At 35.3% G+C, this 12,684-nt stretch carries 15 protein-coding genes and 1 tRNA gene; 12 read left to right on the top strand and 4 right to left on the bottom strand.

From position 1 onward, the window contains the following. Position 1: 1 nt before the first annotated feature. Positions 2 to 226, bottom strand: coding sequence for a glutaredoxin-like protein NrdH (nrdH, locus tag A5821_RS15820; protein ID WP_010760423.1), 225 nt, complete (start codon positions 224 to 226; stop codon positions 2 to 4). A 470-nt stretch (positions 227 to 696) separates the two neighbouring features. On the opposite strand from nrdH, the gene A5821_RS15825 reads away from it, so the two are divergent. The 7 genes from A5821_RS15825 to A5821_RS15855 all read left to right on the top strand — a co-directional run bounded on the left by A5821_RS15825 (position 697) and on the right by A5821_RS15855 (position 6,154). Further along, positions 697 to 1,164 carry a FeoA family protein gene (locus tag A5821_RS15825; RefSeq protein WP_086315670.1) on the top strand — a complete coding sequence of 156 codons (468 nt, stop codon included), beginning with the start codon at positions 697 to 699 and terminating at the stop codon, positions 1,162 to 1,164. 4 nt (positions 1,165 to 1,168) lie between these two features. Further along, positions 1,169 to 3,322, top strand: a complete 2,154-nt coding sequence (gene feoB, locus A5821_RS15830; RefSeq protein ID WP_086315671.1) for a ferrous iron transport protein B — start codon at positions 1,169 to 1,171, stop codon at positions 3,320 to 3,322. Between the two features lie 4 nt (positions 3,323 to 3,326). After that, positions 3,327 to 3,458, top strand: coding sequence for a FeoB-associated Cys-rich membrane protein (locus A5821_RS15835; RefSeq protein WP_086315672.1), 132 nt, complete (start codon positions 3,327 to 3,329; stop codon positions 3,456 to 3,458). 112 nt (positions 3,459 to 3,570) lie between these two features. Then, positions 3,571 to 3,643 (top strand) — tRNA-Lys (locus tag A5821_RS15840). Between the two features lie 453 nt (positions 3,644 to 4,096). Further along, the gene (locus tag A5821_RS15845) at positions 4,097 to 4,294 is read left to right on the top strand and encodes a hypothetical protein (RefSeq protein WP_212637431.1); all 198 of its coding nucleotides are present in this window, start codon (positions 4,097 to 4,099) and stop codon (positions 4,292 to 4,294) included. Beyond that, positions 4,291 to 4,920: a hypothetical protein gene (locus A5821_RS15850; protein ID WP_086315673.1), complete on the top strand. Its 630-nt coding sequence runs from the start codon at positions 4,291 to 4,293 to the stop codon at positions 4,918 to 4,920. The genes A5821_RS15845 and A5821_RS15850 overlap by 4 nt, the downstream gene beginning before the upstream one ends. A 361-nt stretch (positions 4,921 to 5,281) precedes the next feature. Continuing rightward, positions 5,282 to 6,154 (top strand): hypothetical protein, encoded by an 873-nt coding sequence (locus A5821_RS15855; RefSeq protein WP_086315674.1) that lies wholly within the window; start codon positions 5,282 to 5,284, stop codon positions 6,152 to 6,154. An 813-nt stretch (positions 6,155 to 6,967) separates the two neighbouring features. On the opposite strand, the gene A5821_RS15860 is transcribed toward A5821_RS15855, so the two are convergent. Beyond that, positions 6,968 to 7,474: a phosphatidylglycerophosphatase A family protein gene (locus A5821_RS15860; RefSeq protein WP_086315675.1), complete on the bottom strand. Its 507-nt coding sequence runs from the start codon at positions 7,472 to 7,474 to the stop codon at positions 6,968 to 6,970. Between the two features lie 86 nt (positions 7,475 to 7,560). Here A5821_RS15860 and A5821_RS15865 point away from each other — a divergent pair, with 86 nt between their 5' ends. Then, entirely contained in the window at positions 7,561 to 7,803 is a 243-nt protein-coding gene (locus A5821_RS15865) for a DUF1450 domain-containing protein (protein WP_086315676.1), read from the top strand. Between the two features lie 42 nt (positions 7,804 to 7,845). On the opposite strand, the gene A5821_RS15870 is transcribed toward A5821_RS15865, so the two are convergent. Then, a complete protein-coding gene (locus A5821_RS15870; protein WP_086315677.1) occupies positions 7,846 to 8,859 on the bottom strand; it encodes an NAD(P)/FAD-dependent oxidoreductase in 1,014 nt (337 codons plus the stop codon). A 226-nt stretch (positions 8,860 to 9,085) separates the two neighbouring features. Here A5821_RS15870 and A5821_RS15875 point away from each other — a divergent pair, with 226 nt between their 5' ends. Then, positions 9,086 to 9,673, top strand: coding sequence for a peptidylprolyl isomerase (locus A5821_RS15875; RefSeq protein WP_025871441.1), 588 nt, complete (start codon positions 9,086 to 9,088; stop codon positions 9,671 to 9,673). Between the two features lie 62 nt (positions 9,674 to 9,735). Here A5821_RS15875 and A5821_RS15880 read toward each other — a convergent pair whose 3' ends face one another. After that, positions 9,736 to 10,902, bottom strand: a complete 1,167-nt coding sequence (locus A5821_RS15880) for a MalY/PatB family protein (protein ID WP_086315678.1) — start codon at positions 10,900 to 10,902, stop codon at positions 9,736 to 9,738. Between the two features lie 198 nt (positions 10,903 to 11,100). On the opposite strand from A5821_RS15880, the gene A5821_RS15885 reads away from it, so the two are divergent. The 3 genes from A5821_RS15885 (at position 11,101) to A5821_RS15895 (ending at position 12,545) form a co-directional block, all read left to right on the top strand. Next, positions 11,101 to 11,469, top strand: a complete 369-nt coding sequence (locus tag A5821_RS15885; protein WP_086315679.1) for a CvfD/Ygs/GSP13 family RNA-binding post-transcriptional regulator — start codon at positions 11,101 to 11,103, stop codon at positions 11,467 to 11,469. A gap of 73 nt (positions 11,470 to 11,542) precedes the next feature. Continuing rightward, the gene (locus tag A5821_RS15890) at positions 11,543 to 11,905 is read left to right on the top strand and encodes a hypothetical protein (protein WP_086315680.1); all 363 of its coding nucleotides are present in this window, start codon (positions 11,543 to 11,545) and stop codon (positions 11,903 to 11,905) included. Positions 11,906 to 12,035: 130 nt separating this feature from the next. Then, positions 12,036 to 12,545 (top strand): GNAT family N-acetyltransferase, encoded by a 510-nt coding sequence (locus A5821_RS15895; RefSeq protein WP_170923061.1) that lies wholly within the window; start codon positions 12,036 to 12,038, stop codon positions 12,543 to 12,545. Positions 12,546 to 12,684 lie beyond the last annotated feature (139 nt).

Consider the following 12,684-nt stretch of genomic DNA (forward strand, 5'->3'; position numbering starts at 1 on the left):
TTTAGCTAGCCAATTGTTTTAATTGATCAGGACGGAATCCTACAACTGTTGTAGCATCAGAAGTGATAACCGGAACACTTTGGAATCCTTGTTCTTTTAACCAGTCGATTGCGTCTGGTTGGATATCGATATTTACTTCTTCAAATGCTATATTATTCTCGCTTAAAAAGCGTTTTGCCATTTTACATTGGATACAATTATTTTTAGAAAAGATTTTTACGTTCATTTTTAATTCCCCCTCAATTAGTTTACTTCACTAGTATAAATCTCTCACGGAAAAAGTCAACACTTAGGCACTACATATTGTGGTTGTTTTTAGATGTAATACCATGTTTTGTGTTTTTGAAAGAAATATGAAAGCACGTATTCTCTAGATTTGAGCGACTTTTATTGCTATTTTTGTGTTTAAAAAAGAAATTTATTAAATTTTGACTTGAAATTTTTTATTCGTAAAGCACAAGATGTAGTGGCCAATCGATAAGAGACACACAAAAAAGGGAACCTATTTTTGTGGGGGAAATATTTTCTTACTATAGGTAGAAAGAAGATTGATTTAAGTATCACAAAAAGGTATACTTAATGAGAACGATTATCAATATCAATGGTATTTTTTATGAAACTTTTTCACAATCATGAAATAGGTTTGAATAGATAATTTCACGAGCTAAAACTGACAAAAAATAGGAGGACCACACAATGTTGACACTGGCACAGGCAAAGTTGAACAAAGTTTATATAATTGAAGAGATACAGGCAGAAGGTTTTGCGAAAAAGCACTTGAATAATCTTGGTCTTGTGCCGGGAGGGAAAGTTGTGTTGGTGAATTATTCTAGTGAGAATGGTATTGTTTTGTTGCGCAACAGCCGAATTGCAATCAATTTATCTGTATTAAAACAGATTACAATAGTAGAAAAAAGCATTGACGAAGAAAACTGGCTATCTCTAGATCAATTAACAGTGGGTGAAAAAGCCCGTGTAATTGGAATTCACGGACAAGGGGCGGTCAAAAGACGATTGATGGATATGGGACTAACCAAAGGGGTGGATATTCTTGTCAGAAAAATGGCGCCTTTAGGGGATCCAATCGAAATCAATCTTCGCGGGTATGAATTAACGTTAAGAAAAAATGAAGCAGAATTAGTCTTGGTACAGAAAGAGGGGTAGAAAAATGAAAGAACAGCACATTGCTCTGACGGGGAATCCAAATAGTGGAAAGACAACAGCGTTCAATGCATTAACAGGGGCAAATCAATATGTAGGAAATTGGCCAGGTGTGACTGTCGAGCGAAAAGAAGGCAAGCTAAAGAAAGAGAAACAAATAACCATTCAAGATTTACCTGGTATTTACTCTCTTTCTCCATACACACCAGAAGAAGTAGTTGCCAGAGACTATTTACTAACTGGGGAACCAGATGTCATCGTCAATATTGTTGATGCGACAAATTTAGAAAGAAATCTGTATTTAACGACTCAATTGATGGAAACGGGTATTCCTGTTGTAGTTGGATTGAATATGATGGATATTTTAGATAAAACTGGAAGGAAAATCAATACTGAAAAACTTTCCTATGGTTTAGGTGTGGATGTATTAGGGATTAGCGCGTTGAAAAATCGGGGACTTGACGAGTTAGTAAAAAAAGCAGTTAAAGCAATAGACGACTCTTCTTCAGAATTCAATTATCCGACCTATGACAATCGCTTAGAGGCGGCCTTAAATGAAATCATGGATGTATTAGGAAACAATGTAGTGGAGAAACAAGCCCGTTGGTATAGTATTAAATTATTCGAAAGAGATGCTAGAGTCCAAGAAGAATTAAAATTAAGCTCATTACAACAAAATGAAATAGAAGAGATCATTAAGATCACAGAACAAATTTTTGGAGATGATAGTGAAGCGATCGTAATCAATGAGCGATATGAATTTATTACTCGTTTAACGGCTCTTTGTTCGATCGAAAAAAATGAAATCACATTCAGTACAAGTGATAAAATTGATCGCATCGTCACCAATCGTTGGTTGGCTTTACCGATTTTTGCTTTGATTATGTGGTTTGTTTATTATTTAGCGATTCAAACTGTCGGCACAATGGGAACCGATTGGATCAATGATGAGTTGTTTGGCAATTTTGTACCAAATACTGTTGAAGGGTTATTAGTGAATTTGCAAGTAGCTCCGTGGATGCAAAGTTTGATTTTAGATGGGATCATTGCGGGAGTTGGGGCAGTCTTGGGTTTTTTGCCGCAATTAGTCGTTTTATTCTTATGTTTGGGGTTCTTAGAAGATTGTGGTTATATGTCGAGAATTGCGTTTGTGATGGATCGTTTATTTAGGAAGTTTGGTTTATCAGGCAAATCGTTTATTCCTATGTTGATTGCGACAGGCTGTGGTGTGCCTGGAGTTATGGCCAGTCGTACGATCGAAAATGAAAAAGATCGTAAGATGACGATCATGGTTACGACGTTTATGCCGTGTTCAGCAAAATTACCGATCATTGCTTTGATTGCGGGCGCTTTTTTTCCAAAAAGTAGTTGGGTTTCACCATCCGCTTATTTTATTGGGATCGCCGCAATCGTATTATCAGGAATCGCGTTGAAGAAAACACGTTCATTTTCGGGAGATCCGGCTCCATTTATCATGGAATTACCAGCGTACCATATGCCGCAATTACGTGGTGTGCTCCGTCATGCTTATGATCGTAGTAAATCATTTGTGAAAAAAGCAGGAACGATCATTTTTGTGATGAGTATTATTATTTGGTTTACTTCCACTTATTCATTTACATTGCAAGAGGCAGAGGCTGACCAAAGTATTTTGGCAAACTTAGGGAAAGTCATTGCACCACTATTCGCACCACTTGGGTGGGGATCTTGGCAAGGCGCGGTTGCTACAATAACCGGTTTAGTGGCAAAAGAAAACGTAATTGGCACTTTTGGTATCTTGTTTGGACACTTAGGAGAAGTATCGGAAGATGGTGTAGAAGTTTGGTCAGCCTTACAAGGTGCTTTTACACCTGTCGCTGCGTATTCATTTCTAGTCTTTAATTTATTATGCGCACCGTGTTTTGCAGCGATTGGTGCGATTCGTAGAGAAATGGGCGATTGGAAATGGACTTGGGGCGCGATTGGGTATCAATGTGGTTTAGCCTATGTGGTAAGCTTTATTATCTATCAATTTGGACACGTGATCTTTGAGAAGGGTCAAATTGGAGCTGGCATATTTATTGCAGCATTACTTGTGATAGTCATGGGCTATTACTTAGTCAGAAAGCCAAAAGTAACAATAGAACCTGTAGTGACGATGGCGACTTTAGAAAGAGGGTAAGTATATGGCAACATTCATTTTAGCAGTATTGATTTTTGGTGGAGCTGGATATGTTGTTTATTCTCGTATCAAAAAAGGGAAGAGTTGCGATGATTGTCATACGACATGTCCTGTAAAAAAAGAACAAGGGGAGTAAAAAAGGTCAGATATAATGAGATAAAACGAGCGTAATTTATTTTGTTGTATCTGACGTTTCCTCTTGAATAAACGACTTTCAAGTGCTACAATATTTAAGTACTAAACTATTTGGGTCGTTAGCTCAGTTGGTAGAGCAGCTGACTCTTAATCAGCGGGTCATGGGTTCGAGCCCCTTACGACCCATTGGGTGCCAAACCCACGAGAATGGTATTCTGTCGGCGTCTTCGGACGTTTAGAAGATGGAATATGCGTTCTCTTTTTTTGTATTTCTAGACTACTTGCCTTCTAAAAAATAGTAAATATGCAGTAATATATAAAATTAAGCTGTTTGAGATTAATTCAGAAAACCTAATAGATTTACATCAAAAAAAATTTAGATAGCAATAAACAGATTACATCTGTTTAATTCAGACACTAGGCATAAGTATTTGAAACTCTTTTACCCAAACTATTACATCAAATGATCTACGTATCAGCGATGCCAACTTTCAATAGTTTTTGTTCGTAGATACCGCATGTTTTTTCAATAAACGGATGTTTAAAACAAAATGGAAGATTAAATTGACTCTGTTTTTTGTGAATGTTACAATTAGCTCTGGAATTCATTGAATTCCAATGATTTTAGGAGGATGAAAAATGAAAAAGAAAGTACTGTGGTTAATGTCTTGGCTGTCGAACGGGCTTGATGATGAAGCTATAGATAGATTTTATCAGCTTATAAAAGAATTAAAATCCAATGGAAGAATCATTGTTATCGCTAGCCATAATAAAAAAGATATAGAAGAGTTGTGTGATTCGATTATTGCTATCAAAGATGGGAGTATTGTTTCATGAGAAAAGTATTTTTGTTTATTGTGTGTGTATGTTTGATTGTTTTTGTCGGAATAAAGCTTTTTAATAATAATAATTCCGACAATTTTACTTATGAAAATAATCCAGCTAAAGAAACGACTTTAAAAAGTAATAATACTTATACAGTAGTAGCAAACTCGGAGAAACTAGCATCAGGATATTACGATGTATCTGAAATCAACAGCAAAGAGTTGTTTTTAGCTAATGAAAATTTAAATAAAAAAGATGTTATACGTAATCAAGCATTTTATAATACAAACAAGATTCAAACACCAAAGAAAAGTTCAGTCCACTTAACTCCGTCAAAAGAAAAATATTTACCTTTAGAAAAAAACGGCAACGTTCGTTTGAAAAATACTTATGGTAATTTTTTTGTTCCAGATTCAATAAATGGAGAATACAGATTTGAAATTATTGGGGAAGGTAAAGTTTTCTGTCAAATACAGGATATTAACGAAAATACGGGGTTTATAAATAATGTTTTAGAAGATTTTGTGTTTGATACTTCTACTGATATTGTAAAGTCACTGAAGCAAAATACTATCATTTCCTTCTTTAAAAAATCAGGGAACAAAGGTCTAATTATATCAGTTACTCCAATATCATAATACTAATTCAGAGAAATATATTTTGTTCATAAAAAAGTTTAGTGGTCTAGTTTTTTTGAACACTATACTAATAAAAACGGTTGAAAGAGCATAAAAAGGGAATAGCGATAATATTTACTTGTATGTGATTTGAATTAAACCGCTTTTAATCAGCGGGTCATGGGTTCGAGTCCCTTACGACCCATTGGGTGCCAAGCCCACGAGAATGGTATTCTGTCGGCGTCTGTGGACGTTTAAAAGATGGAATATGCGTTCTCTTTTTTTGTTTATTTTTGACCGATCAATCATAATAATCATATGAAGTGAGTATTCCGTTATTTGATGATAAACTAAAGAAAAGAAGTATACAGGAGGGGAAAAGATGAAAAAGAAACTGATTTATTCATTTATATTACTAGCAGGATTATCGCTAGCTGCCTGTGGAGGCAAAGGCAAGACGGCTGAAAGTTCAACTTCCGCTAAGCATACAGAAAAAACAAGCCAAACAACTAAAGGGAGTACAACAAAATCTAGTACCACAAGTCAAAGTTCCACAAACTCGTCTTCAGCTTCATCAGAAACCAAAACAAGTGAAAGTCAATCTGCTGTGAAGTCAGAAAATAATACACCTGCTAAACAAGCAGATGCAGTTTTAAGCCAGCTAAGTTCAGATTTTCCAAATGATCGCTTACCACAAGCTATACTAACAAGCAGAACAGCTGAATATTTAACGGCAGCAACGACAAGCGCTGCTGATCAAGGAAACTTCAGAATTTTATATTATGCTGAAGATCATGGGATTGTGGTCAATGATCTTGCAGTGAATGATTTACAACCAATTGCCTCATTTGAGAAAAAAACGTATGGTTCGGCTGACGCGGCTGCCAGCGCAGTAAATCAAATTATTGATAATGGTGGTAGTCAGATTGATCTAGGCTATGGAATTAAAGGGTATCAACAAGGCGCGGCAGGATCTAGTTTTTTATCATGGCAAGAAGGAAACTGGAGCATGGTTGTGAGAGCATCTAATATTGGTGGAGAAGTGGCTGAACCTTTGGCCAAAGAAGCAGTGGCCTATTTAGAAACAGCAATGCTGCCAGCACCACAAAATGTTGGTCAAATCTCTTTAACTGCTAGTGTAAGTGATAGTTACCAAACGAATTCAGTAGTATGGCAAATCGGAACGACTGTCTACACGATTCAACACTTCGATGCCATACAAGCACTTAAAATGGCTGTATCGACAAATCAATAAAGCCAATAATTGTTTATTCAAGGAATTTAAACAAAGTATTAGCAGATTAATAAAAAATTCTACTAATCAAAAAATATTGATGAAAGCCTTACGCCTATTATTTGTTTAAAGAAAGATCGATTTTCAATGGAAAAATAAAGCAGAATCAGCATTGACGAAACATTCACTCATCTTGTACAATGAGTACAGGATAGAAGTGAAATAATAAAATAAAAAAGGCACTTCACAGTTTGGTGGCCGCCAAACTACGAAGCCCTGATAAGTCAAGACACTGACCGATCAAGTTGCCCTCGTCAATGCAAAAGCACTGACATGATTCATTGTACTCAATTTTTAGGAAAATATCTACCCCTAAAAATACTTGTTATGGTGAACATGCTAGCGTTTACTTATTGTACGATACAACGGTATTGGAAGGAATTCTGATACCGTTTTTTATTTTTTACTTCTATCTCTTATTTTAAATATCCTTGTTGAACATGCGTATATATTGGAGGTAAGTATGATTTAACGATTTGGGGTATAATGAATAAAGTTTACCACTATAGGCGTTTGATTTATCTATTGGGGAAGAAAATCAACGACTGAAAAAATGTGCTCATTTAAAATCAGAAGCAACTCTTGTTGCCTATAGTGGTAACTTTAAACAGAAGTATAAGAGGATGTCATATACTTTAAACTTATTATAATAGAAGAATTACTATTGAAGCAATTGAAAAGCCGTTAAAAATGTAAAAAAGAGCAGAAACCTAAATCTAAGTACAAAAAAACTTAGTACAATCAGGTTCTGCTCTTATTCTATAATTAAAATAGTTATTGCGTAATGCTACTTTTGTCTGGTTGAGAATGAGCCAAGCGACTGGCAGCAGCTGCCGCGATTGCACCGACAATGTCATCTAAGAAAGTATGAACTTGTGGTCCTTCATGGGAATTCAACTTAGCTAAAATACCTGGTTTTACTTTATCGATATACCCATAATTGGTAAAACCGATTGAGCCATAAACATTAACGATCGAAAGTGCTAAAATTTCATCGATACCATAAAGACCTTCATCTTCTTCTAAAATTTCTTGTAAAGGATGCAGTAATTTTTTTTCTTCAGCTAAGATATCTAACTGAATACCAGTAATGATCGTATTGTGAACTTCACGTTTTGATAAAACACTATCAATATTTTCCATACAAGTTGCCAAATCAAGATCTTCAATATAAGGTTTTTGTAAAAATAAAACTAACTCTGCTAAATCTTCCATTTCGACACCGCGATCTTTTAATAGCTGACGGGCCTTTTTCTCTAACGTTTCTCCTTGTATGACCAAAATGATAACCTCCAAATGCTTCAATTTTAAAATTAAGATACATCAATGGTATACTATTTAAAGAGAAAAATGCAAGGAGAAGATCAATGAATCCACTAATAGAATGTTGTGAACAAAATTTAGCCAAAGGCGCAGAACTATTGTTGAGTGATCCGTTTATTGAGGAAAATGGTGATGTAATCTCTTATTCTTGTATGAATGAATGTGTTCTTTGTGCTCAAACATTCTTTGTTTTGTTTGAAGGCGAACGAATAACGGGTGTTACACCAGAAGAGCTGGTTGAAAATGTAAAAAAAGCTATTTTACGTTGGCAGGAAGATATGGGATAAAAAAAATGGAACTTACCGTAAAACGGCAGGTTCCATTTTTTATTAAAGTATTTTAGCTTCTTTTCCTTCAAATAAACTAGTACTATGCATCGGCTGAGTTCTTGCGTCAGGTTTAATATAGTGCAATGCATTATTTACAGCAGTAGGCGCTTCACCAAAACCTGTGGCAATCAGTTTTACTTTGCCGTCATAATTACAAATATCACCAACAGCATATACGCCAGGAATATTTGTGGACATATCTGAATTGACCTCAATCGCATTTCGGCTGACATCTAAGCCCCAGTCTTTTAAATGACTTAGCGATGAAGTAAAGCCATAATTGATAATCAATGAATCCAAATCAAGTTGTTCAAAATTATCGGCTTTTGTTTCTTTTAATTGAATGCCTTTGAACGAGTTGTTTTCTACCAATAATTGGTCAATAACATAAGGCGTATAAATAGAGACTTCAGAGTTTTTTAAATTATCCACACTATGCTCATGCCCGCGGAATTCAGGTCGACGATGGATAATCGAAACTTCTTCAGCGATAGGTTCTAACATCAAGGCCCAATCGATAGCAGAGTCACCGCCGCCAGCTATAGCAACTTTTTTTCCAGAAAACTTGTCCATATCTGTAACATAATAATGCACATGATTCCCTTCAAGCTCTGCTGCACCATCAATGGTTAAACGGCGAGGCTGGAATGAGCCATTTCCAATCGCAAAGATGACCGCTTTAGAATAGTGAACACCTTTGGATGTTTCGATGCGTAAGTAGCCATCTTCTTGAACCAAATTCTTCACTTCTTCTTCTAGACAAGTTTCATGAGCAAAAGGAGCAATTTGTTTTTCTAAATTTTCAATCAGTTCACTCGCTTTGATTGCCGGAAAACCAGGAACATCATAAATATATTTTTCAGGGTAAAGCGTCGATAACTGACCACCAAGTTGGGGCAAACTATCAATGATTTTAGTCTTTGCTTTACGAATCCCTGCATAAAAAGCGGCGAAAAGACCGACAGGACCTGCACCGACGATGGTTAGATCATATATGTTTTTTGAATCAGACATCAAAATTTCCTCCTGTTTCTATAATAAAAAAAGTTTTCATCTATAAAAAATGAAACCAAAAATGTAGTATATCGTTTTTCACAAAATATCACTTGTAACAGAAAAAAGCAAGTAGGAGTTTGTGAAAAAAAGTTTCTCTTAAAAGATTATCAAAGATATTGGAATTTCCAAGTGAACTTCGTTATGATATTATAAGTAAGTAAAAATTAACGAGGAGGAAATAAGTATGTCAGAATTTCCACAATTAGATTTAGCAAATGTTAAAGGCCCTAAAGCCGTGATAAAAACGAACCGCGGAGATATTACGGTTCAACTTTTCCCAGAGCATGCACCTAAAACAGTTGAAAATTTTGTTCAACTAGCGAAAAAAGGGTACTACGATGGTGTAATCTTTCATCGAGTGATCCCTGACTTCATGATTCAAGGAGGCGACCCTACTGGAACAGGTATGGGCGGGGAAAGTATTTACGGCGAAAAATTTGAAGATGAATTTTCAAAAGATGTGTTCAATTTACGCGGGGCGCTATCAATGGCCAATGCTGGACCAAACACTAACGGAAGTCAATTCTTCATCGTAAACAATCAAAACGTACCAGCTAATATGTTTGGTCAATTAGAAGGAGCAGGATTCCCTACAGAGGTGATCGAAGCGTATAAAAAAGGTGGAACACCATGGCTAGACTTCCGCCACACTGTCTTTGGGCATGTTGTAGAGGGCATGGATGTAGTTGATGAAATCGGCGGAGTACAAAGAGATTCTCAAGATCGTCCAACTTTTGATGTAGTGATCGAAAAAGTCGAAATCAGCGAATAATAGTTTTGTAACGTAAAAAAGTGGAGCCTAAACATATGACCGTTTAGGCTCCACTTTTTATTTTATTCAAAAGCATTTTTGATTCTACGTAAGCCTTCTAAAAGAGTTTCTTTTGGACAAGCAACATTTAGACGCATATGTTGTGTGCCGCCAGGACCAAAACTAATTCCTGGATTCAGGACAACTTTTCCTTTATGCACCAGTTGTTTTTGTAATTGTGCATCGGTTAAACCGAGAGCAGAAAAATCTAACCAAATCAAGTAAGTTCCTTCAGGTCTCATCATGTTGACTTCAGGAAGTTCAGCTTTTAAGAATTCACTGACAGTGTCGATATTTTCTTTAAGATAAACAAGCAATTCTTCTAACCAAGTATCGCCATTTTGATAGGCCGCTTCTGTTCCAACATAACCGAAAATATTGATTTCATTTTGAGAATTACGTTCTTGGGCTACCAGAAATTTTTTACGTAGATCTGGATTTTCAATAAAAATCATTGAATTTTTAATGCCAGCTAGGTTAAATGTTTTCGTTGCAGCGGTTAAAGTAATCGAAAAATCTTTGAATGTTGAGTGAACATTTGTGAATGTCGTAAATACGTGAGGAGCAAAAATCAAATCTTGATGGATCTCATCACTGACAACAAGCACATCGTATTTTGCACATAATTTACCGAAAGCTTCCAACTCACTTTTAGTCCAAACACGTCCGCCGGGATTATGAGGGTTACAAAGGATGAAAAGACGGATATTTTCGGTAATAATTTGTTTTTCTATCTCTTCGAGATTCATAACAAAGTGGTCTTGCTCAATTAGTAATCGACTTCGAACGAGTTTCCGATCATTTTGTTCTACAACTTTAGCGAACGGAGGATAGACTGGATCATGGATCAAAATTGCATCACCAGGTTCAGTATAAGCTTGAATAGCTAAAGAGAGACTTGGCACAACACCGCTATTGAAAAGGATTGCTTCTTTATTGACAGAATAATCATGGTGCCGCTTTTGCCAACTCTGAATTGCTTCATATAATGAATCAGGAGCAGGTGAGTACCCTAAAATACCTTGTTCTACACTTTCTTTTAATGCATCTAGCACAGGTTGATTCGCTTTAAAATCCATATCAGCTATCCATAATGGCAATAAGCCATCTTCTCCGTAGGTATCTTTAATGGAATCCCACTTAGAGCAATTTGTATTACGGCGATTATAGACTGTATCAAATTCTATCATTCAATTCTTCCTTTCTATTAAAACTATTTTTCGTTAAATAAAACTTAACTATAGTATAATAGAGTTTTCATAAAATATGAACAAAAAGAATCAATAATATATATAGTAGAAATAAAGTCATGCACTTTTTAATGGAACGTGATATCATTTTAGTTGAGATAATTATTTTGATGGGAATAATGAAAAGAGGATACTAGTATGGAATACAAAATAGGATTGATTCTTAACGGAACAATCACAGGACTACAGCCCTATGGTGCTTTTGTTTCATTGAGCGACACAGTTCAAGGATTAATACATGTTTCAGAAGTACAGGCAGGGTATACTAAAAACATTCATAGCATATTAACGGTTGGAGAAAAAGTCAAAGTTCAAGTAATCGATATTGATGAATATTCACAAAAAATTAGTTTATCTTTAAGAACTTTAGAAACCCAAGTATTGCCGCCAAACCACCGACGTAAAAAATATTTTACGAACAAAAATAAAAAAATTGGCTTTGAAACGTTAAGAAAAGAGCTCCCTATCTGGACTGATGAAGCCATGGATGAATTGTTCGAGAAATAATTCTGTTTTTTTTCAGAAAATATGGTACAATTTTCCTAGTTTCTGAAAACAAAAATTAATTGAGGTGGATGTTTTGTCTAACAAAAAAGTCGCTGGTACTATTATGCTGAACCTAAATGATGGTTCAAAGAAGTTTCTTGTTCATCCAGTGGGTGAGTCAATGGCGTTTGTTACAACAAAAGTTTCTGAAGATATGACGGGATTAGCAAGTATGTTGCAAGTTTTCAAAGAAGAAATTCAACTAGATGTTACTTCAATTAATTTAGTAGAGCTAACAAATGCACATACGGATGCTGAAAATATGCCTTTATTTGTATTTGAAATGAATGAAGATCATGCAGTTCCTACAATCAATGATAACTATGTGTGGGAAAAACCATCTGAATTAAAAAATTTACTAGCTTCTTATGATATTGAAGGAGTCCCGATGTTTTAAAATTAAACAGATACATAAAGATAAAAGGATATTTTTACTGTACACCTTTTATTCTAGAATTAAAGGACGGAGCAAACCTAATGTATGGTTTTGTCCCGTCTTTTTTTAAATTTATTATGGAGGATACATTATGAAGCTAGAGCAAGCAAAAATCACAGATGCTAAAACAGCTATCGGATTATTGAAAGAAAGTGCGCAGTGGCTGAAAGAAACAGGTAGTGATCAATGGTCAGATGTTTTACAAGGAGAAGATAAACATGACTTAGCTGATGCTGTTGGAAAAGGAGAGGTCTATTTCTTCTATAATAGTAAAAACGAACTAGTAGGAATGGCGGCTGCATGGAAAGTACCAACGGAATGGGATAAAATGCTTTGGCAAGAGTTTGGGTTCGATCAAACGGCCTGTTACCTTCATCGTGTAATCATCCGACCACTCTATAGAAGAAATGCATATGGAAAAGAATTGTTAAACGCATTAAAGCAACGATTTAGCGGTGAAGTCTCTGAATTGCGCTTAGATTGTTTAGCCAGTAATCAGAAGTTGGTACAATTTTATAGAAGCAATGAATTCATTAACGTGGGAAGTTCAACCGATTCAAAAGGAAATAAATTCGAACTATTTTCGTATGATATGAAATAACAATCGTGATTAGATAGTATTTCAATGTAAACTATAATGTGAAATGAAATTTATATCGTAAAGACGAAAGAACGTTTAAATGTAACAAAATCGAAGAAAAAACTTTTTAATTTTTTTAAAGAAAATGGTTGACCAATTA

The sequence above is a fragment of the Enterococcus sp. 7F3_DIV0205 genome (assembly GCF_002141365.2).
Classification (GTDB): domain Bacteria; phylum Bacillota; class Bacilli; order Lactobacillales; family Enterococcaceae; genus Enterococcus_L; species Enterococcus_L palustris.